Origin of the sequence: Nocardia sp. CC201C, from assembly GCF_030010695.1 — a bacterium.
GTDB lineage: Bacteria > Actinomycetota > Actinomycetes > Mycobacteriales > Mycobacteriaceae > Nocardia > Nocardia otitidiscaviarum.
On sequence record NZ_JASCXP010000085.1, the window covers coordinates 1 to 21,148 of the forward strand.

The window sequence follows — 21,148 nt, forward strand, 5'->3', positions numbered from 1 at the left end:
CAGTTCGCCGCGGTGCGCCATTTCGCGCAGGCACACGCGGCACAGGCCGAACTTGCGGTAGACGGCGTGCGGCCGGCCGCAGCGCTGGCAGCGGGTGTAGGCCCGCACCGCGAACTTCGGCTTGGCGTTGGCCTTGTTGATCAGAGCCTTCTTAGCCATGTGCTCAGTTCTCCTTGAACGGGAAGCCGAGGTGCTTCAGCAGCGCGCGGCCTTCTTCGTTGTTGGTCGCGGTGGTCACCACGGTGATGTCCATACCACGCGGACGGTCGATCTTGTCCACGTCGATCTCGTGGAACATCGACTGTTCCGAGAGACCGAAGGTGTAGTTGCCGTTACCGTCGAACTGCTTCGGCGACAGGCCGCGGAAGTCGCGGATACGCGGCAGCGCGATCGAGATCAGGCGGTCCAGGAACTCCCACATGCGGTCGCCGCGCAGGGTGACCTTCGCGCCGATCGGCATGCCCTCACGCAGCTTGAACTGCGCGATCGACTTGGTGGCCTTGCGGATCTCCGGCTTCTGACCCGTGATCAGGGTCAGGTCGTGGATCGCACCGTTGATCAGCTTCGCGTCCCGGGCGGCGTCGCCGACGCCCATGTTCACGACGACCTTGACCACGCCGGGGATCTGCATGACGTTGTCGTAGTTGAACTCGGAGTTCAGCGCGTCCTTGATCTCGGCGCGGTAGCGCGCCTTGAGCCGGGGCTGGGTCTTCTCGGTGGAGGTCATCAGATGTCCTTCCCGTTGCGACGGGAGATGCGAACGCGCTTGCCGTTCTCATCGGTACGGTAGCCGACGCGCGTCGGGTTGCCGTCGGAGTCGATCACCATCACGTTGGAGGCCTGGATCGGCGCTTCCTGCGTGACGATGCCGCCCGAGCTGGCACCGCGCTGGTTGGCGGAGTTCGCGACGTGCTTCTTGATCCGGTTCACGCCCTCGACCAGGACCTTGCCGGTCGCCGGGAAGGCCTGGATGACCTTGCCCTTGGCGCCCTTGTCCTTACCCGAGACGACGAGCACGGTGTCGCCCTTGTGCACCTTCATGGTCAGAGCACCTCCGGGGCCAGCGAAACGATCTTCATGAAACGCTTCTCGCGCAGCTCACGGCCGACGGGGCCGAAGATGCGGGTGCCGCGCGGATCGTTGTCCGCCTTGATCAGCACAGCGGCGTTCTCATCGAACTTGATGTACGAGCCATCGGCGCGACGACGCTCCTTGACGGTGCGCACGATGACCGCCTTGACGACCTCACCCTTTTTGACGTTGCCGCCGGGGATGGCGTCCTTGACGGTGGCGACGATCACGTCACCGATACCGGCATAGCGGCGCGACGAACCGCCGAGCACGCGGATGCACAGGATTTCCTTGGCACCCGTGTTGTCGGCGACGCGCAGCCGCGACTCCTGCTGAATCACTTCAGCTCCTCCTAGACCTGGACGTTATGCACGCCGGATTGCCGACCCGACGGGCATGGTCAGTTGCCCTCACAGCTGAGCCGTTCGGCCCGCTCCGCGAGGTACGCGGGGCAGCGCCTGCCAGTGGATATCCTTGATCGAAGTTGATCAACCACTGTGGGTTCGCGGCCGGAGTGCGGGCATAGCTCCCGCAGGCAACCGCTCAAGTGTAGCCAACGCCCAGGTAGCGCCCAAATCAGGGGGCGGACGCACCCGCGCGACCCGGGCGGAGCTGCGGGCGACACCCCGGACATGCGGCTAGCCTCGACACCGAGCAACACCCGAGCAATCCATCTGCACTTCCGACCGAGGAGTCCCGTGAGTTCGCCGGAGCAGCCGTTCGCTCTCGACCGCCGCACCCTGTTGAAAACCCTGGGGCTGGCGCCCGCGCTGGCACTGCTGCCAGCCTGCACCACCGATAGGCCCGGCACGGCGACGGGGCCGGATATGTCCGGATCGGATCCGGGGGTGCGGCCACAGGACGATCTCTACCGCTACGTCAACGGCAAGTGGCTGGAGAACTACCGACTGCCCGCCGACAAACCCGCCTACGGCACCTTCGCCGAGGTCGAGGACCGCACGCAGCGGCACCTGAAGGAGATCGTGACCGGGATCCACAATCCCGCGGACGGCTCCCCGCAGCAGCAGATCCGCGACCTCTACGACGCCTACCTGGACCCCGACGAGATCGACGCGCTGGGCATGGCCCCGCTCGCCGATCCGCTGCGCCGCATCGACGCGGCGCGCTCCAAACCCGATCTGGCGCTGGTGATGGGTCAGTTGCCCATCGACGGGCTGATCGGACTCTCGGTCGGCCCCGACGACCGGGACGCGGCCCGGAATATCGCGTCCATCAGCCAATCCGGGCTAGGGCTGCCCGAACAGGACTATCGGAAGCCGGAATTCGCCGACATCCTCGCGGGCTACCGCACCTATCTGGAGCGCGTCGCCGCCGGAGCGGGCTTCGCGGACCCGAAAGCCATGGCGGGGCGGGTGTTCGAGCTGGAACAGCGGATCGCCGCGGGTTTCTGGGACAATGTGCGCACCCGCGATCCGGAGGCCACCTACAACCGGATGAGCCGAGCCGAACTCATCGCCCTCGGACCGGAATTCGACTGGGGCCCCTGGCTTTCCGGGCAGACCGAGCGGCCCGCCGAACTCTTCGACACGGTGGTGGTGCGCCAGCCCTCGTTCGTGACGGCGGCGGCCGGACTGTGGGCCGAGGTCGATATCGCGACCTGGCGGGACTATCTGCGGCTGAGCCTGGTCCGCACCTGGGCCGAGTACCTGCCGAAAGCCATCGCGGACGCGAACTTCGCCTTCTACAGCACGCTGGTGAACGGCCAGCGGGAGCGGCCGGAGCGCTGGCGTTCGGCCATCACCGTCCTGAACACGTATCTGGGCATGCCGCTGGGGAAGCTGTATGTCGCGGAGTTCTTCCCGGCCGAATCCAAGCGCCTGGTGCAGGATCTCGTCGGCAACCTCCGTTCGGCCTACCGGGAGAACTTCCGCACCTCGAGCTGGATGTCGCCGCCGACCCGGGACGCCGCCGTCGCCAAACTCGACAAGATCGACACCAAGATCGGCTATCCGGACACCTGGGAGGATTACTCCGGCGTCGTGGTGACCCGCGGCAAACTCCTCGAATCCCTGCTGGCGGTGCACACCTTCGAAGCCCGGCGCATGTTCGACAAACTGGGCGAGCCGGTCGACCGCTCGGAGTGGGGCATGCCGCCGCAGACCGTGAACGCCTACTACGAGCCCACACGCAATGAGATCGTCTTCCCGGCAGCCATCCTGCAGGCCCCGTTCTTCGACTCCGATGCCGAGGCCGCGGTGAACTACGGCGGTATCGGCGCGGTCATCGGCCATGAGATCGGGCACGGCTTCGACGATCAGGGCTCGCGCTACGACGGCGACGGCAATCTGCACGACTGGTGGACACCCGCGGACCGCGCCGCCTTCGACGCCAAGACCCAGCAGCTCATCGCGCAGTACGACGCCCTGGTGCCGACCGGGCTGCCGCCGACCGCACACGTCAACGGCGCACTGACCGTCGGGGAGAACCTGGCCGATCTGCGCGGACTCGGCATCGCGTTGGCCGCCTACGCCATCGCCGAGCAGGGTGGGGACGCAGCGCAGCCGGACGCGGCGCAGCAGCCGAACACCGCGCGGCTCGACCTCGCCCCGGTCTTCCAGTCCTGGGGCCGGATCTGGCGCATCCAGGTGACGCCGGAGTACGCGGAAGCACTGCTGGCCGAGGACCCGCACGCCCCCGGTGAATTCCGCTGCAACCAGACGGTGCGCAACCTGCCGCAGTTCTACAGCACCTTCGCGGTGGTCGAGGGCGACCGGGAATGGCTCGCGCCCGCCCAGCGGGTCACGCTCTGATCCCAGCCGCGAACGTCCACCCGCCCATGCCGCCGCCGCGCCGGTAGCCTCGTGCCGAAGCACAGCCACGGTGCGGCATCACCGCACGCTCAGAGAGGGGTACCCGTGACATCGCCCGGTCCGGTCCGTATCGATCGCCGCGCCTTCCTCGTGGCGCTCGGATTAGTGCCCACCGCCGCCTGGCTGGCCTCGTGCAGCAGCGACGACGCGCCGACGACCACATCGACCACCACGCCGCTGAAGGGTCCGGACCTCTCCGGGGCGGATCAGGCCGTGCGGCCGCAGGACGACCTGTACCGCAATGTGAACGGCACCTGGCTGCGCGAATACGAACTGCCGCCGGACAAGGTCTCCTTCGGCACCTTCGACGAGGTCGGCGACCGGGTCGAGGAGCAGTTGCGCGGCATCATCGAGGGCATCACCGAACCGCAGGACGGCACCGAGGCGCAGCAGATCCGCGATCTCTACGACGCCCGCATGGATATCGACGAGATCGAACGCCTCGGTATGACGCCGCTGGCCGACCTGTTCGCGCGCATCGACGCCGCCGACGGCAAAACCGAACTGGCCAAGGTGATGGCCGGGCTGCCGATCGGCGGCATCATCGGGCTGGGCGTCACCATCGACCGGAAGAATTCCAGCGCGCATGTGGCCGCGGTCGGCCAATCCGGTCTCGGGTTGAGCGAGCAATACTACCGCAAGCCCGAGTACGCCGACAAGCTCGCCGCCTACAAGACGTTCCTGGAATCCATCGCCAAGGGCGCGGGCTTCGACGATCCGGCCGGAATGGCCACACGCGTCCTGGATCTGGAGACCCGGATCGCCGCGGGCTTCTGGGACAATGTGCGCAATCGCGATACCGACGCCACCTACAACAAGATGTCGTGGGACGAGATGACCGCGCTCGCTCCGCAATTCGATTGGGATCCCTGGCTCGCCGGGCAGACCGACCGGCCGAAGAACCTGTTCGACACCATCATCGTGCACCAGCCGTCGTATCTCACCCATGCCGGAAATCTCTGGCACGACACCGATCTGGGGCTGTGGCGCGACTATCTCAAGATCTATCTGGTGCGCGAGTTCGCGCGTTTCCTTCCCAAGACCATCTCCGACGCCAATTTCGAATTCTTCGGCACCGTGATGAACGGGCTCGAGGAGCGGCCGGAGCGCTGGAAGTCGGCCGTGGCCACGGTGAGCAGCAATCTGGGCGAGCCGCTCGGCAAACTGTATGTGGCACAGCACTTCCCACCCGAAGCCAAGGATCGCGCCCTGGAGATGGTGGACGATCTCAAGGCCGCCTACCGCGACAACTTCCGCGCCTCCACCTGGATGTCCCCGGCCACCCGCGATGCCGCCATCGAGAAACTGGAGAAGATGGGGGCCAAGATCGGCTATCCGGACAAGTGGGAGGACTACTCCGACCTGAAGATCACCCGGGGCAAGCTGATCGAATCCCTGCGCGCCGTCAATGCCTTCGAGGTCGAGCGCATGTTCGGCTACCTCGGCAAGCCGGTCGACAAGAGCGAGTGGAGCAGCCCGCCGCAGACCGTGAACGCCTTCTACTCCCCCGTCACCAATGAGATCGTCTTCCCCGCCGCCTTCCTGCAGCCGCCGTTCTTCGACAAGGACGCGGCACCGGCGGTGAACTACGGCGCGGGCGGCGCGGTCATCGGCCACGAGATCGGGCACGGCTTCGACGATCAGGGCTCCAAATACGACGCCGACGGCAATCTGAAGGACTGGTGGACGCCGGAGGACCGCACCGCCTTCGAGGCGCGGACCCAGAAGCTCGTCGAGCAGTACGACGTGCTGGTCCCGGCGGGCCTCGACCCCGAGCAGACCGTGAACGGCGAGCTCACCCTCGGCGAGAACGTGGCCGATGTGCGCGGCCTGCAGATGTCCATCGCCGCCCTGGCCATCGCCGAGCGGCGGCGTGGCATCGAGACGCCCGACTACAAGCCGCTGTTCGAATCCTGGGCTCGCAACTGGCGCGACAAGTCCACCCGCCAGTACACCGAGAACCTGCTGGCCAATGACACGCACGCACCCAACGAGTTCCGCGCCAACCAGGTGGTGCGGAATCTGGAGCAGTTCTACACCAGCTACGGCGTGCAGGAGAGCGACAAGCTGTTCCTGCCCCAGGACCAGCGCGTCACCTTCTGAGCCGCGAGCACCCGGGCGGCGTCACCCGCCGACCCCGTCCGGGTGCTGTTCCACCAGTGCGCGCGGCGCGGCCTGGGCCCACGAGTCTGTCACGATGGCCTCGAGCTCCGCCGGATCGTCGAGGGCGGCCAGCCGCACCCGCACCCAGGCATTGTTCGCCTCATGCCCCGCGATCCAGAACTTCCCGGGTTCGGCCGCCACCAATTCGTCCCGGTCCAGGATCGGGCACCGCACCGCCATCGAGGTCTCCCCCTCCGGCAGGGTGAGGAACAATTTCCCCGCCACCCGGAAGGTCGGCATCTGCCATTCGAATCCCTCCCGGACCTCCGGCAGCGAAAGCGCAACCGCGCGAGCATCATCCCCAGTCGCTGTCATGAACAGATGGTCTCAGGCCCGACCGACAGCCGCAGCGGCTACCGCACGGCGGTCATCACATGTCGTGGCGGCCCAGGTCGAAGACGCGGGCCGGAGTCGTGGAGATCGGGGAACGGCCGGTCGACGCGATCATGGCTCTCGCTGCCGACGAGCGGCGCGGCAACCTCCGCGACGAGCAGCGGATCGCCCGGGCCGACCGAGGGGGCGGTCGGGTGGGCGGTTCGCGGCCGGAGCGACGGGACGCGAGCGGGGGGACGGAGTGGATCGGCGCACAGATGTGATGCCCGGGGTATCGGGACGCGATGCTGTTAGGTTAGGGTTGCCATAGTTGACGTTGGCGATACGAGCGATGGAGAGCGTTGTGCCGGAACTCCTGGCCGCTGTGGAGCGGCAGCGACTCGTCGACGAGTGGGCGAATGGGGTCGAGCTTTCGGGTTACCCGGGCGTCAGCGCCCTGATCGAGCGCGGTCGGCGGGTGCCCGCCATTCGCCCGGCACTGCGCTGCGGGGCGGCGACCCTGACCTACGGGGAGCTGTTCGAGCGGATGGCGCACACGACCGTCGCCGAGCGCTGCGAGGCATCCGTCGACGGTGCGGTCCGGCTGCTGGCCGATATCGCCGCGGCCGCGAAGTCCGGTGCGGCGCTGACCCTTTCCATGCCGACCGGTGTGTACGGCTCGACCGTCGGACTGCGCGCCGACGCGCTGGCCGCCGCCGTCGATGATCGCCGCGCCGTGACCACCGACTGCCGGGCCGGACATGTGGATCCGGCCCAGGGAACGTCCAATATCCGGCTGCTGGCCACCGCCTGGGCCTGCGCGGACACCGCCGTGGAACTGCTCGCGGCCATTGCCGACGGTGCGACGCTGGTGGTGGCCACCGAGGCGCAACGGCGCGATCCGGCCGCGCTGGCCGACCTGATCGCCGACACCGGAGCCACCCACGTGGTGGCCGAGGCCGCCGTGCTCGCGCGCTTCGCCGATACGGCCGCCGTCGCACTGCCCACCGTGCGCCGCTGGGATGTCACCGGAATCCACTGCCCCGCCATCCTTCCCGGCCTGCTGCGTGAACTCGCGCCGGGCTCGGTGGCCGGATTCGCCTACACCGCACCCGGATACGCGGGCGTGGTGGCGCGCGGACCGCTGGACGGCAGCGGCCGGGTGCGACCGATTCCGGGTGCGCGCGTGCTGGTGCTGGACGCGCAGCTGCGACCGGTGGCACCGGGCCGATTCGGCCGGGTGTATCTGGGCGGCGCCGCGCTGGCGGCCGAGATCGACGGCGGCACCGCACTGTTCGTGGCCGATCCGTTCGTTCCGGGTGCGCGCCTGTGCCACGCCGGAATGCCGGGTCGCTGGACCGCGGATGGATGGTTGACATTCGCAACCGGCGACATCGTCGCCGAACACGAAGCGACCGGTTCGAATCTTGGCGTCAATGCGACCATATTCCCCGAAATCGCCGCCTGATACCGCTTCGCCCCCGGTCAGCGGACCGGCACGGCGGGAAACCGCGCACGAATTCTCCGGCAATATTTACTGATCCGACGATTCACTGTGATCTCCGGCTATATCGTGTAACTCAGTCACTGGCCGCCGAACGCAATGAGGCGCTTCGGGGTGCCACAGATTATGGTCTCACCGCGCGATGACGGTGACGATCTCGCCATCGGTGCTGAAATCGTGCGCGCCGTATCGCCGGGCTGCCATGAGCGATGGCACCGGTCGGCGCGACGATCGCCGCATATGTCCATCCCCGCGGAAGCGCTACCCATAGCTCGGCTCGCACTCTTCTGCTGCACCGGAGACAGCAGACGAGCCGAAAAACCCTGGGATCGAGGACTGTTCGGTCGCCCACCGACCCGCACGGCCACACTGTTCGGCATCGGGTAGCCGCGATGCCGTCCGATCGGTCCCTGGAAGGTGGGTCATGACCGCAGCATCCGCGGCGCCGAGTCCGGCGTCCTCCAACACCCTCGTACCGCCCGAGCGCAAGAGCCTCCGCATCGCGATGGTCGTCCCCCCGTACTTCGACGTGCCGCCCAAGGCGTACGGCGGCGTGGAGGCGGTGGTCGCCGACCTGGTCGACGCACTGGTCGAGCGCGGACACGAGGTCACCCTGCTCGGCGCCGGCGTGCACGGCACCCGAGCCGCGGAATTCATACCGCTGTGGGACGAGATCCAGGCCGCCCGGCTCGGCGATCCGTTCCCGGAGGTGCTGCACGCCTTGAAGGTTCGGCGGGCACTCGAACGCCTCACCGCGACGCGCGGGCTGGACCTGGTGCACGATCACACCTTCGCCGGGCCGCTCAACCTACCCGTGTACCGCGCCCTCGGCCTACCCATGGTGGTCACCGTGCACGGACCCGTCGACGGCGATCCGCACATGTACTACAGCGAACTCGGCGAGGACGCCGCGTTGGTGGCCATCAGCGACCGGCAGCGCGCACTGGCTCCGGGCCTGAACTGGGTCGGGCGCGTGCACAACGCGCTGCGCGTCGCGGACTTCCCCTTCCAGCCGGAGAAGGAGGACTACGCGCTGTTCCTGGGCCGGTACACCCCGGAGAAGGCCCCGCATCTGGCACTGGCCGCCGCGCATGCCTGCGATATGCGGCTGGTGCTGGCCGGGAAATGCGCGGAACCGCCGGAGATCCGGTACTTCGACGACCAGGTGGCCCCGCTGCTCACCGAGCGGGACACCGTCTTCGGCATGGCCGACGCCGCCGCCAAGAAGAAACTGCTCGCCGGGGCGCGCTGCCTGCTGTTCCCGGTGCAGTGGGAGGAGCCGTTCGGCATGGTCATGATCGAAGCCATGGCGTGCGGAACACCGGTGGTGGCACTGCGCGGCGGCGCGGTGAGCGAGGTGCTCGTGGACGGCGTCACCGGACGCATCTGCGACGATCCGGACGAGCTACCCGCCGCCATCAAGGAGGTGCGCGACTACGACCCGCAGGCGTGCCGCGACCACGTGCTCGAGCACTTCGGGACAGACACCCTCGGACGCGGCTACGAGGAGGTGTATCGCAAGGTCGTCGCGACCCGTCCGACGCGGACCGGCCGCATCACGGTGCACCAACCGCCCACCACCCCGCCGACCCGCACCGCCGGCGCCGGCCCCGGACGGGCGACTCCCGCACCGGCCCGCACCGCAGGACCCACCCCCAGCCGCGCACCCTCCCCTGCCGGTACCTCGGCAGCCGGTGGGCCGGGACATGCTCCGACCACCGTTCCGGCACGAACGACACCGGCACGACGGGCAGGCACGCCGCCACGGAAACGCGGGCAGCGGTCCGTGGCAGGCGCGAATCCGGCCCGCCGAACACCCGATCCGGCGAGCGCGCCCGTTCCAGCAGGCAATTCGGACCTGACAGGCACTCCGAATGGACTACCTTACATTCCACTCGGAAGCATTGAAGCTCCGATCGGAGGCGCTTTGACTCCGTACGGACCTGCGCGCACTCCGGGCGGACCCGCCATCGCCGCCGATCCGGTCGCAAGCCCTCGCCACCCGAATGATGTTGTCTCGAGCGATGTTCCGAACAAGATCTCGCGCACGGGGTCTGGCACCATCGGCGGAACCCGCGCCCCGCGCATCGGGTCGGGATCGCTCGACGACACCCGGCCGCCGACATTCCCGGATACGGTGATCGAGAGCGGGTTGCCCGCCCTCGGCTCGATTGCGGCGATCCCCGATTCCGGGGAGGCCGTGGAGCGGACGGCGGGAACGGCCGCACACCCGGGAACGTCCGGGGGCGAGCGCACGCGGACACGGCGCGCCGTGGCGCGGTCCGCCGCCAAGCGTGGCCGCGGCGTGAAGAGAGTCGACAAGGCAACAGGTTCCGCGTCGAACCCCGAGACCGGTAGCGCACCGGAGAGCGGGAGGGACGCCCCGACGGGAGGTTCTGCATGATCGGAGAGACGCCCGCCGCGCTCAATGCCGGCGAGCCGTCGACCCTGGGTGGCGGCGGTGGCACCGTCACCCTGGTGGAGGGCAGCACCTTCTGCCTCTCGGACCGGCTCGGCGATGTCGAGCCGGACACCCCGCACGGGCTGTTCTATCGGGACGCCCGGGTGCTGTCGCGCTGGGAGCTGCGCGTGGACGGGCAGCGGGCCGAACCGCTGTCGGTGCTGAGCCCGGAGGCGTTCACCGCCCGATTCATACTGCGCCGGCCGCCCCGGGCCGGCGCGGCCGACAGCACGGTGCTCATCGTGCGGGAGCGACTGCTGGCCGAGGCGCTGCACGAGACCATCACCGTGGAGAACCTGGGACGCGAAACCACCGCCGTCGATCTGCAACTGCATGTGGACGCCGACTTCGTGGACCTGTTCGCGGTCAAGGAGGGCCGCACCGGCCACAGCCGGGCCGAGGTACTGGTGGCCGATGTCGAACTGCTGCTCAACGACCGCTCGGACCGCGCGCGCGGCGTGGTGGTGACCTCGTCGGAAACCCCGGCGGTACTGCCCGGTTCGCTGTCCTGGCGGGTGGTGGTGCCCGCCGGAAGCACGTGGCGGACCGAGATCCTGGCCCAGCCGACCATCGGCAGCCAGCCCATCCATTCCTCGCCGCATCCCGGGGCGCATTACGAATTCAGCGAGCCGAGCCGCAAGATCGCGGCCTGGCGGGATACCGCCACCACGATCACCGCCGCCGATCCGCAACTGGCCTGGGTGCTGGAACGCACCGAGAGTGATCTGGGGGCGTTGCAGATCCACGACGATATGCGCGGCGGCCGACCGTTCGTGGCGGCCGGTGCGCCCTGGTTCATGACCCTTTTCGGCCGCGACAGCCTGCTCACCGCGTGGATGGCGCTGCCCCTGGACGTGAATTTGGCGCTGGGCACCATGCAGCAGCTCGCGGAGATGCAGGGGAAGCGGGTGAATCCACTGACCGAGGAGGAACCCGGGCGCATCATGCACGAGATGCGGCGCGGTCCGGCCAGCGGTGCGGTGCTGGGCGGCGAGACGTACTACGGAACCGTGGACGCCACGCCGCTGTTCGTCATGCTGCTGGCGCAGGCGCGGCGCTGGGGCGCGGATACCGAATCGGTGCGGGCGCTGCTGCCCGCCGCCGACGCCGCGCTCACCTGGATCACCGACTACGGCGACCGCGACGGGGACGGTTTCGTGGAATACCGCCGCGCCACCGACCGGGGCCTGTTCAACCAGGGCTGGAAGGACAGTTTCGACGGCATCAACGACGCGACCGGACATGTGCCCGAACCGCCGATCGCACTGTGCGAGGTACAGGGCTACGCCTATGCCGCGCTGCTGGCACGGGCCGAACTGGCCGACGAGTTCGGCGACGCGACCACCGCAGGACATCTACGCGACCGGGCCGCCGAACTGCGCACCAAATTCGCCGAAGCCTTCTGGCTGCCCGAAAGAGGCTGGTTCGCGGTCGCTCTGGACCGTAACAAACGCCGCCTGGACGCGCTCACCAGCAATATCGGCCACTGCCTGTGGTCGGGCATCGCCTCCGACGAGCACGCCGCGCAGGTGATCGAGCGCTTGGCGAGCCCGGAGATGAGCACCGGCTTCGGGCTGCGCACCCTGGCCTCCGATATGGGCGCGTACAACCCGATGAGCTATCACAACGGCTCGGTCTGGCCGCACGACACCGCCATCGCCGTCGCCGGTCTGCTGCGGTACCGGCATCTGCCCGGGGCCATCGAACTGGCCACCGAACTGGCGGAGGGCCTGCTCGCCGCGGCCGGGGCATTCGGTGGGCGACTGCCCGAACTGTATTGCGGTTTCCCGCGTTCGCGGTTCGCCGCACCCGTCCCCTACCCCACCTCCTGCTCACCCCAGGCGTGGGCGAGCGCGGCGCCGCTGCTGCTGGTGCGCTCGTTCCTGGGGCTGGAGCCCGATGTCCCGCGGCGCACCCTCACGGTGCTGCCGCACCTGCCCGCCCGCTGGGGCAGCGTCGAACTCACCGATCTGCGGCTGGGCGGCACGGTGATCGACCTCACCGTGGAGGGCGACCGCGTCACCGCCTCCAACCTGCCCGAGGACTGGCGGCTGGTCACGCACTGACCGCGGCTGTCACCCGAGCCGAGCGGTCGCACGTCTCGATTCCGGGACTCGCGGCCTGGCGTCGGCGCGGTATCACGCGGGGGCGATCGTGGCGGCCCGGTTCGGCGGCTCCTGGGGACGGGCCGACGCCGTCCGGTCCACCACCGCCGCCGCGAGTTCGGCGACCGTGGGCATGTCCACAATGGTGCGCACCGGCAGCTCCACCCCGAATTCGGCGCGGATCCGGGCGGCCAGGCGGGTGACGAGCAGGGAGTGGCCGCCCAGGTCGAAGAAGGAGTCGTCGGCGCCGACCCGATCGCGCGCGAACAGGCGGGCGAACAGCGCGCACATGCGACGTTCGGCGTCGGTGGCGGGCTCGCGGTGCCGACGGCGACGCACGACACCGTGCGGCGCGGGCAGGGCGCGCTTGTCGAGTTTGCCGCTGGCCGTCCGGGGGATCTCGTCGACCACCGCGAAGGCGCGCGGCACCATGTAGTCCGGGAGCACCGCGGCGGCATGCGCGCGGACCCGCTCGATATCGACGGTCCGGTCGGGTGCCGGCACCAGGTACGCGGCGAGCATCGGGCCGGTGGCCGGATCGTCGGCGACCAGCACGACACAGCGGGCCACCGCGGCGTGCGCGGACAGCGCGGCCTCCACTTCACCGAGTTCGATGCGGTAGCCGCGCACCTTCACCTGCTCGTCGGCCCGGCCGACGAACTCCAGCTCGCCGAACTCGTTGCGGCGCACCAGATCCCCGCTGCGGTACAGCCGGGCTCCGGGCGTGAACGGGTCGGCCACGAAACTCGCGGCGGTCGAACCCGGACGGCCGAGATAGCCGCGGGCCAGCTGCGCACCGCCCAGATACAGCTCACCCACCACACCGGCGGGCACCAGGTGCAGCGCCGCGTCCAGCACGTAGGCGTGCACATTCCGATTGGGGATGCCGATGGGCACGATACCGGGGCCCATCGGTCCGTCCACCGGCATATGGGTGGCGCAGACGACCGCCTCGGTCGGCCCGTAGTGATTGCGCAATTCGGCGTCGAAGACACCGGCGAACCGGTCGGCCACCTCGCCGGGCAGCGGCTCACCGCCGACCGGCACCCGGCGCAGCGCCCGCCATGCGCTGATCTCGGGCAGTTGCAGGAAGGTGCTCAGCAGGGACGGCACCATGTGCAGCACCGTGACGCCCCGCTCGGCGATCAGCTCCGCGACATAGCGCATGTCTTGGAACGCACCGGGTTTCGGCACCACCAACCGAGCGCCGAGGGCTAGCGTGACGAAGATGTCGAGCAGCGAGGCATCGAAGCCGACCGACGACGATTGCAGCAATCGGTCGTCGGAGGTCATCCCCCAGTCGGCGATGAAACTCAGCACATGCTCGGCGATGGCCGCGTGCGCGACCGGAACACCCTTGGGCCTGCCGGTCGACCCCGAGGTGTAGATGGCATAGGCCAGATTGGCCGGACGTAGCGGCCGCACCCGATCGGCATCGGTGGGCGCGGACTCCGGCAGCGCGGCGGCCAGCTCCTCCGCGAGTTCCAGCTCCGCGCGGCCCAGCACCAGGCACGGGCCCGCATCCTCGATCAGGTAGTCGACGCGGTCGGCGGGGTCGGCCGGATCGATGGGCAGGTACGCGGCACCGGCCTTCAATACGGCGTAGACGGCCACCAGGAATTCGATCGAGGCCCCCAGGCGCAGGCCGACCAGGTCCTCGGCGCCGACACCCCGGCGAATCAGCCAGTGCGCCAACCTGTTCACCCGGCGGTCGAGTGCGGCGTAGGTGAGTTCGGCGGTATCGGAGACCAGCGCCAGGGTGTGCGGCGCGGCGGCGACACTGCGCTCGAACAGGGCCACCATGGTGGTGGGCGCGATATCCGCGACCGCACCGCGCGAGGCGGCGAGGACGGCGTCGCGGTCGCGTGCGCCGAGCATGTCCAGATCGCCGATGCGGCGGTGCGGTGCGGCCAGCGCGCTGTCCAGCAGCCGCACATAGTGCTCGAGCATGGACTCCACCATGGGGCGGGTCAGCACGTCCACCTGGTATTCGGCCTCCACCAGCGCATCCCCCGCACCGTCGGTGACCACGGCCAGCGCCAGCGGCACCTGCGCCGTGGGCGCACCGAGTTCGTCGAGGCGGGTGGAGGTGACACCATCGAGCGTGAACCCGTGGGTGCTCTCCCGGGTACTGAAGCCGAGCCGCACCAGCTGGTCCATGCCGTCGCGTCCGGCCACCCGCTCCGGATTGGCTTCGCGCACAATGCGATCGATGCCGACACCGCGATGTGCGAGGGCCTCCCGGCAGTGTCGCTCGGTAGCGGCGACGAGCCCGCCGAAGGTGGCGGCCGAATGCGGGGTCAGGCGGAGCAGCAGCGTATTGCCGAAGTAGCCGATCAACCGACGGGCGGCGGCCGAGCGCCGGTTGGTGACCGGGATGGAGACGAGGAAATCGCCTGCGGCGGTGTAACGCTCGACCAACGCGGCATACACGGCCAGCAGCACCGCGAACGGTGTGGCGGCGTGGTCACGCGCGTAGGAGTCGACCCGGTCGAGCAGGTCACGGGGTAGCGCGATGGTGGCGCGGTCGGCCCGCTTGGACGGGTTCATCACGGCGGAGCCGGGCAGCAGCAGCGGATCGGGCAGCGGACGCAGCACGGACCGCCAGTAGGCGATAGCGGCCGCATCGTCGGTGTCGTCGGCTGCGCGGGCGGCGCTATCGGCAGCACGGGCGGTGTCATGGGCAGCGCGGGCGGTGTCGTCTACACCGGGAGCGGCACCAGCAGCGGGAGCGGCACCAGCAGCACCGCGGGCGGCACCAGCAGCAGCGGGAGGGGCAACATCGGTAACGCGGGCAAGACCAGCGGCAGCGGGAGCGGCGACGTTGACGACGGCAGCGGTGTCGAAGGCGGCGGTGTCGGCGGTGCCGGTGGCGGAGCGATCAACCGCCGCATTGATTTCGGCGGCGTTGACTTCGGCTCGGGCGGCGAGGGTGCCCTCGATATCGATGAATCGCGCTGGCAGGGCCGCCATCTCGTGGCCGTTGTAGGCGGCGTCGACCTCGGCGAAGAACACCGGCCAGGAGTCGTCGTCCCAGCAGATGCGGTGCACCGCCAGTAGTAGCACGTGTTCCGTGGCGGCCGTGCGCACCAGGGTCGGGCGCAGCGGGGGTTCCGCGGCCAGGTCGAAGCAGCGCGCGAATTCGCGGCGCGCCAGCACCGCCACCCGGCGGGTCCGGTCCGCCGGGGGCAGTCCGCTCACGTCGTGTGTCTGCCACGGAACCGAAATCCCCTCGGAGCGAACCTGATACGGTTCCCCTTCGGCATCCACCCCGTAGGTGGTGCGCAGCACGTCGTGGCGGGCGGCGACCGTGTCGACGGCGGCGCGCAGCCGTGCGACGTCCAGCGCACCCGACAGGCGGTAGGCCACGCAGATGTTCAGCGTGGTGTCCTCGGGATCGCGGGTCTGGAGGAACCACATGCGCCGCTGGCCTACCGACAGCGGGTGGCGGTCCGGGGCGGGGCTGGCGGTAACCGACATGCGAATTAGCATAGGCTATCCTTACCAACCGAGTGATCGAGGTAACGACCGAACGGAGCTCCACCCCTATGAACCGGACGTACGTGCTCAAGCGCGAGCTGACCGACATTCCCGAGAACGTCCGCACCGCGCCCGCACCCGTCGTTCCCGACTTCGACCATCCCTTCGACCTGCGGATCGTCGATGCCGACGGGGCCGACCCGGAACTCATCACCGAATGGATGCACCGGCCGCACCTGGTCGAGACCTGGGAACAGGACTGGCCCTCGGCCCAGCGCCGCGACGACTGCGCCGCCCAGTTGGCCGGAACCTTCTCCCGGCCATGCATTCTCGGCTACGACTTCACCGCGGCCGACCTGCCCGAACTGGGCCGCCAAGAGGTCGCCTACGTCGAGCTGTACCGGCCCGCCAAGGACGAGATCGGCACCCTGTACGCCGCCGACCCGCGCGATATGGGCTTCCACATCGCCACCGCCGAGACGAAACTCATCGGACGCGGGGTGATGTCGGCCTGGATGCGGGAGCTCGCGACCAGGGTCTTCGCCGCCGAACCCGAGTGCCGCCGGATGATGTGCGACCCCGACCACCGGAACGCGCCCATGCGCAGGGCGCTGACGAAGAACGGCTGGATACACCTGGGCGACTTCGATATTCGCCCCGATCGCCGTATCTCGCTGTACACCCTGCCACGGGCCGGCGGGGACGTGCCGACCCTGCGCTGAATCCGATCGCGCCTCGGCCACCGCCGCACGAGTGGCGGACGAGGCGTTTCGCGTTGCAGCAGCGGCCCGGAACCCGATCGCTCCGGGCCGGCGGTTCCGCCGGGAATACCGGCCCGAGCGGCCAGCAGCGTGCCACACGGCGGCGCGGCTACCCGACGACGGCGGCCCCGGCGCGGACCGAATTCCGGCGACGGCCCTGATCCGTCCGCAGCACCCGGTCCGAAAGTTCGCCCAGGCAGCTGAGATTCGGGAATCCGGGGCCCTGCGCCAGCGCCGCCATATTCGGCAGATAGAGCTTGTTGTCGAGATCGGCGACCGCCAGGTCGTAGCCGATGGCCGCCTCCACCCGCTCCTGCGTGATCGGCCCGCCCACCGCCAGTTCGAGCAGATCCGTCGCGCCCGCGTCGAGCAACTCCAGGTACCACAGCGGATCGCCGCCGGTGGCGTCCACCACCAGGTCGTAGGCGTGCACCTGATCCGGTCGCAGCTCGTTGCGCAGCGTCACCGCGACGCCGTCGCCCTGATCGACGGTGCGCACCACGCGGCCCTGAAGATGATGAACGCGATTGTCCCCCAACAGCGTTTCCTGCACCCGCACCGAGAACACGCCGCGATCGGTCCGGCGGATCACGTCGCGCCGCTCGGCCATGCCCAGCGAACTCCATCGGACGGGGTCGCTGAAGAGCGAATTCTCGAAATAGCCCTCGCCCCGGGTGTAGATGGTGGCCTTCGGGGTGATCACCGAGATGGACAGCATCTCGTGCCGCACCAGCTCGTCGAGCGCGGACCCCGCAGTCTCGCCGCCGCCGATCACCGCCACCCGCGAGGAGGGCGGCAGGCGGCGCTTGCCGGCCAGATCCCAGAACTCGGCGATGCTCAACACCTTCGGATGGTCGGCCAGCGCCCGGTCGCTGCGTCCGGGACCGGTGATCATGACCGCGTCGCAATCGATTTCGCAGGTCTCGCGCGCGGCGTCGGCCACCGTCACCAGCCAGCCGCCATCGGCGGCGGCAATGGTGCGCACGGTGCCGAGCACCAGTTCCATATCGGTCTTGCGGCCCACCCACTGGAGGTATTTGGCCCAGACGTGGTGCTGCGGGCTGGGGCGACCGCGGTCGATCCACTCGGCGTAGGTGCCGTGCTCGATCAGGAACGCGGTCCAGCTGAAGGCGGTCATGCCCTCGTCGATCGCCTGATTGTGACCGCGCGCCCAGGTGGAGTGGTAGGGGAAGCCGACATCCTTCTCCGGGCTGGTGCCCAGGCGGTGCTGACCGTCGGTCCACCCGCCGCTGGGCAGCCAGTTTCCGCCCACCGCATGGGCTTCCACCACGATCACCCGCGGCGCGGGCAGGCCGAGCCGCCGCAGCACGTGCGATTTCGCCGCCACCGCCATGGCCTTCGGCCCCGCACCGACCACCAGAAGTGTGTCCACCGGTTCTCCTGCCCTCCTGTTCGGCGTCAGCCCGCCGTCTCGCGATCCCGCCCCAATATTTGCATAGGCTTACCTTATCTACCGGACTCCCGCTTGCCCAGACCGATGAATCCGCGCGACTCCGTCCTGAACCGCACCCTCGAACCGAAATCCTGAACACCGGAATCCCCTCGCACGGACGGGCGTTGACGGTGGCATGACCACGACCGACGCCCGTTCCTCGCATGAGCCCGTCGTAGACCCGGGCACCGAGTTCGGCAAGCACGTCACCGAGCGGTTCCGGAAGGACACCGTGGCCTGGCTGACCACGGTCGGATCGTCCGGCACGCCACAGCCCAATCCGGTGTGGTTCCTGTGGGACGGCACCGAATTCCTCGTCTTCAGTCAGCCCGATCAGGCCAAGTTGCGCAATATCGCCCGCAATCCGCGGGTTTCGCTGCACCTCAACAGCGCCGAGAGCGGCGGTGACATCGTCATCGTCACCGGTGACGCGCGGATCGATCCCGAGGGCGCGACACCGCCCGAGATCGTGCAGTACACGCGCAAGTACACCCGGGGCATGGTGGATATCAAGATGACCGACGAGCAGTTCTACTCCTCGTACTCGGTCGTCGTGCGGATACGACCCGACCGGCTGCGCGGCTTCTGAGCGCGCCGGCCGCGCGGGTTCCGCGTGACGCCGTCCACACCCGCCCCCACCTGCGAGATCACCGCTCGGCCCACCCCGATAGGGTCGAGCCGGTGAGACGCAGGCAGCAACCGCCGCTACCCAAGCGGCACGGGCTCGACCCGGCCCGGTTGCGACTACCGGAGGACGGCCACTGGGCGACCGTTCGCGACCATCTGGTGGAGCGGCTGCCGCGCGTACCCGCGCGCCGCATCGACGAACTGCTGCGCGAGGGCGGGATCGTGGACCTCGAGGGTCCCCTCGCCCCCGACGCGCCCTACGTGCCCGGCGGGGCGATCTGGTTCCACCGGGATCTGCCCGACGAAACGCCCGTGCCGTTCGACATCGGCATCGTGCACCGGGACGAATCAATCCTGGTTGCCGACAAACCGCACTTCCTGGCAACCATTCCACGCGGCCAGCACATCCTCGAAACCGCCCTGGTGCGGCTGCGCCGGGAGCTCGACCTACCCGATCTCGTTCCGGCCCACCGGCTCGACCGCGTCACCGCCGGGCTCGTGCTGTTCGTCGTCGATCCGGCCCGGCGCGGGGCGTACCAGACCCTGTTCCACCGGCGACTCGTCCACAAGGAGTACGAGGCGATCGCGCGCTTCGACCCGCATCTGGAACTGCCGCGCGTGGTGCGCAGCCGCATCGTCAAGGAGCGGCAGGTGCTGCAGGCGTACGAGGTGGACGGCGAGCCCAATGCCGAAACCCGGGTGGAACTGCTCGAGCATCGCGACGGGCTGGGCCGCTACCGACTGCTGCCGCGCACCGGGCGCACCCATCAGCTGCGGCTGCACATGAACGGACTCGGGGTGCCGATTCTCGGCGACGACTTCTATCCCGAACTCACCGACAAACCCGTCGACGATTTCACCCGGCCGCTCCAACTGCTCGCTTCCGCACTCGAATTCATCGATCCGGTGACGCGGGAGCCGCGCCGGTTCACGACGAAACGGACGCTTCAGGCGTGGGATGATCCACGCGGCTGGGCGGGGCCTGAGAACTAGCGCGCAGTTCGCCACATCCGGGTGCGTTCTCAGGATATGAACGTAGACTGGCCGCGATGTCTCGAAATGATAACGGCGCGGTCGCCGTCAGCCCGGCTCCGACGGTCCCGCAGCCCCGAAGGCTGCACGCGTATATCGACGTCGCCGTTGTCATCGTCGTGCTGACCGGCACGAATCTCATCGCACACTTCACCACCGCCTGGGCCAATATCGTCACGGTGCCCATTGCCGCGGTGATTCTGCTGGCCATGGTGCGCCGTCGCGGGCTGAGCTGGAGCGACCTCGGACTCTCCCCGCGACACTGGCGCACCGGTTCGCTGTGGGCGCTCGGCGCGGTCGGGGTGGTGCTGGCCGCGGTCGCCATCGGCGCGGCGCTGCCGATCACCCGGCCGTTCTTCCTGGCCGATCGGTACGCCACCATTTCGGGCGCGCTCATCGCGTCCATGGTCGTCATTCCGTTGCAGACCGCGATTCCCGAGGAGCTGGCCTTCCGAGGCGTGCTACACGGAACGCTGGACCGGATCTTCGCGGCCCGCGGCGTATTCATGGCTGGGTCACTGCTTTTCGGACTCTGGCATATCGCCTCGTCCTTGGGACTGACCAGCGGGAACAAGGGCCTGTCGAGCTTCCTCGGCGGCGGGCCGCTCGGGCAGGTGCTCGGCATCGCGCTCGCCGTACTCGTCACGGCCGTCGCGGGCGCGATCTTCACCTGGTTGCGGCGGCGCAGCGGGAGCCTGCTCGCGCCGATCGCCTTCCACTGGGCCGTGAACGGTGCGGGGGCGTTGGCGGCGGCGGTCGTCTGGCATGTCACACTGCACTGAGCTATGTGACTGGAACTTGTTTCAGTATTTTCCCGAAAGCGCCACGCGGCCAACTGGACGCTCGCTAGGGTTCGCTGGTCCGCATCTGATGCGGTAGGCACCCGAGGAGTTATCCATGACGAAGTCCGTGAACAAGCACATCGCGCGGCGGGCCGGTGTCGGCGTCACCGCCCTGGCCGCGATGGCCTGTTCGGCGGCGATGACGGCGCCCTACGCGACCGCCGTCCCCACCGGCCTGTCGGTCAACGCCCGCACCATCTACGAGGCCTGCACCTACGAGATCACCGCGACCGTGGACCACTGGTTCGAGGTCTGGTTCCACGACAGCGGCCGCGTCATCAAGGGCAGTCCGGTCAAACCGGTCAACGGCAAGGCCACCATCCAGTGGACGCCGACCTTCGCGGGCACCCACACCCTGGCCGTGCTCCAGGGCTCAGCCTGGGAACTCAAGGTCGATGTCCGCCAGCCGACCCTGACCGGCAGCGCCACCTGCGGTGCGTCACCGCTGGGCTTCCTTGGTTCGTAACGCAGACCCGGTTCGGCAGGGCTCGGCCCCCGAACCGCCC

15 protein-coding genes and 2 pseudogenes are annotated in these 21,148 nt (G+C 69.0%); 10 read left to right on the forward strand and 7 right to left on the reverse strand.

The window, feature by feature from the left end; all coding sequences use genetic code 11:
• The 4 genes from QK444_RS11910 to rplN all read right to left on the reverse strand — a co-directional run.
• The coding region (locus tag QK444_RS11910; protein ID WP_282779748.1) for a type Z 30S ribosomal protein S14 at nt 1–159 on the reverse strand (159 nt) is incomplete at its 3' end.
• Between the two features lie 4 nt (nt 160–163).
• A complete protein-coding gene (gene rplE, locus QK444_RS11915; protein WP_029923636.1) occupies nt 164–727 on the reverse strand; it encodes a 50S ribosomal protein L5 in 564 nt (187 codons plus the stop codon).
• Nucleotides 727–1,041, reverse strand: coding sequence for a 50S ribosomal protein L24 (gene rplX / locus QK444_RS11920; protein WP_029923635.1), 315 nt, complete (start codon nt 1,039–1,041; stop codon nt 727–729). Before rplX ends, rplE begins: the two co-directional genes overlap by 1 nt.
• A gap of 2 nt (nt 1,042–1,043) precedes the next feature.
• On the reverse strand, nt 1,044–1,412 hold the full coding sequence (gene rplN / locus QK444_RS11925) for a 50S ribosomal protein L14 (RefSeq protein ID WP_029923634.1): 369 nt from the start codon (nt 1,410–1,412) through the stop codon (nt 1,044–1,046).
• Between the two features lie 357 nt (nt 1,413–1,769).
• On the opposite strand from rplN, the gene QK444_RS11930 reads away from it, so the two are divergent.
• Together QK444_RS11930 and QK444_RS11935 are read left to right on the forward strand one after the other, a co-directional pair.
• Nucleotides 1,770–3,842, forward strand: coding sequence for a M13 family metallopeptidase (locus QK444_RS11930; protein WP_282779736.1), 2,073 nt, complete (start codon nt 1,770–1,772; stop codon nt 3,840–3,842).
• 105 nt (nt 3,843–3,947) lie between these two features.
• The gene (locus tag QK444_RS11935; RefSeq protein WP_282779737.1) at nt 3,948–6,005 is read left to right on the forward strand and encodes a M13 family metallopeptidase; all 2,058 of its coding nucleotides are present in this window, start codon (nt 3,948–3,950) and stop codon (nt 6,003–6,005) included.
• Between the two features lie 21 nt (nt 6,006–6,026).
• Here QK444_RS11935 and QK444_RS11940 read toward each other — a convergent pair whose 3' ends face one another.
• Nucleotides 6,027–6,380 (reverse strand): MmcQ/YjbR family DNA-binding protein, encoded by a 354-nt coding sequence (locus QK444_RS11940; protein ID WP_282779738.1) that lies wholly within the window; start codon nt 6,378–6,380, stop codon nt 6,027–6,029.
• Nucleotides 6,381–6,741: 361 nt separating this feature from the next.
• On the opposite strand from QK444_RS11940, the gene QK444_RS11945 reads away from it, so the two are divergent.
• From QK444_RS11945 to QK444_RS11955, 3 genes and pseudogenes are all read left to right on the forward strand, one after another.
• Nucleotides 6,742–7,845, forward strand: a complete 1,104-nt coding sequence (locus QK444_RS11945) for an AMP-binding protein (protein ID WP_282779739.1) — start codon at nt 6,742–6,744, stop codon at nt 7,843–7,845.
• 541 nt (nt 7,846–8,386) lie between these two features.
• A pseudogene (locus QK444_RS11950) lies at nt 8,387–9,409 on the forward strand (glycosyltransferase family 4 protein); the annotation flags it as partial.
• 872 nt (nt 9,410–10,281) lie between these two features.
• A complete protein-coding gene (locus QK444_RS11955) occupies nt 10,282–12,408 on the forward strand; it encodes a glycogen debranching N-terminal domain-containing protein (protein WP_282779740.1) in 2,127 nt (708 codons plus the stop codon).
• Nucleotides 12,409–12,540: 132 nt separating this feature from the next.
• Here QK444_RS11955 and QK444_RS11960 read toward each other — a convergent pair.
• Nucleotides 12,541–15,904, reverse strand: a pseudogene (locus QK444_RS11960) (amino acid adenylation domain-containing protein); the annotation flags it as partial.
• 91 nt (nt 15,905–15,995) lie between these two features.
• Between QK444_RS11960 and QK444_RS11965 the strand changes: the two are divergent.
• Nucleotides 15,996–16,649 carry a GNAT family N-acetyltransferase gene (locus QK444_RS11965; RefSeq protein ID WP_282779742.1) on the forward strand — a complete coding sequence of 218 codons (654 nt, stop codon included), beginning with the start codon at nt 15,996–15,998 and terminating at the stop codon, nt 16,647–16,649.
• A 148-nt stretch (nt 16,650–16,797) separates the two neighbouring features.
• Here QK444_RS11965 and QK444_RS11970 read toward each other — a convergent pair whose 3' ends face one another.
• The gene (locus tag QK444_RS11970) at nt 16,798–18,081 is read right to left on the reverse strand and encodes a SidA/IucD/PvdA family monooxygenase (RefSeq protein ID WP_282779743.1); all 1,284 of its coding nucleotides are present in this window, start codon (nt 18,079–18,081) and stop codon (nt 16,798–16,800) included.
• A 196-nt stretch (nt 18,082–18,277) separates the two neighbouring features.
• Here QK444_RS11970 and QK444_RS11975 point away from each other — a divergent pair, with 196 nt between their 5' ends.
• The 4 genes from QK444_RS11975 to QK444_RS11990 all read left to right on the forward strand — a co-directional run bounded on the left by QK444_RS11975 (nt 18,278) and on the right by QK444_RS11990 (nt 21,108).
• Nucleotides 18,278–18,730: a TIGR03667 family PPOX class F420-dependent oxidoreductase gene (locus QK444_RS11975; protein WP_282779744.1), complete on the forward strand. Its 453-nt coding sequence runs from the start codon at nt 18,278–18,280 to the stop codon at nt 18,728–18,730.
• A 92-nt stretch (nt 18,731–18,822) separates the two neighbouring features.
• Complete coding sequence (locus tag QK444_RS11980; RefSeq protein ID WP_282779745.1) at nt 18,823–19,761, forward strand: RluA family pseudouridine synthase; 939 nt, start codon at nt 18,823–18,825, stop codon at nt 19,759–19,761.
• Nucleotides 19,762–19,817: 56 nt separating this feature from the next.
• Nucleotides 19,818–20,582 carry a CPBP family intramembrane glutamic endopeptidase gene (locus QK444_RS11985; protein ID WP_282779746.1) on the forward strand — a complete coding sequence of 255 codons (765 nt, stop codon included), beginning with the start codon at nt 19,818–19,820 and terminating at the stop codon, nt 20,580–20,582.
• A 115-nt stretch (nt 20,583–20,697) separates the two neighbouring features.
• Nucleotides 20,698–21,108: a hypothetical protein gene (locus QK444_RS11990; RefSeq protein WP_282779747.1), complete on the forward strand. Its 411-nt coding sequence runs from the start codon at nt 20,698–20,700 to the stop codon at nt 21,106–21,108.
• The last annotated feature ends 40 nt before the right edge of the window (nt 21,109–21,148 follow it).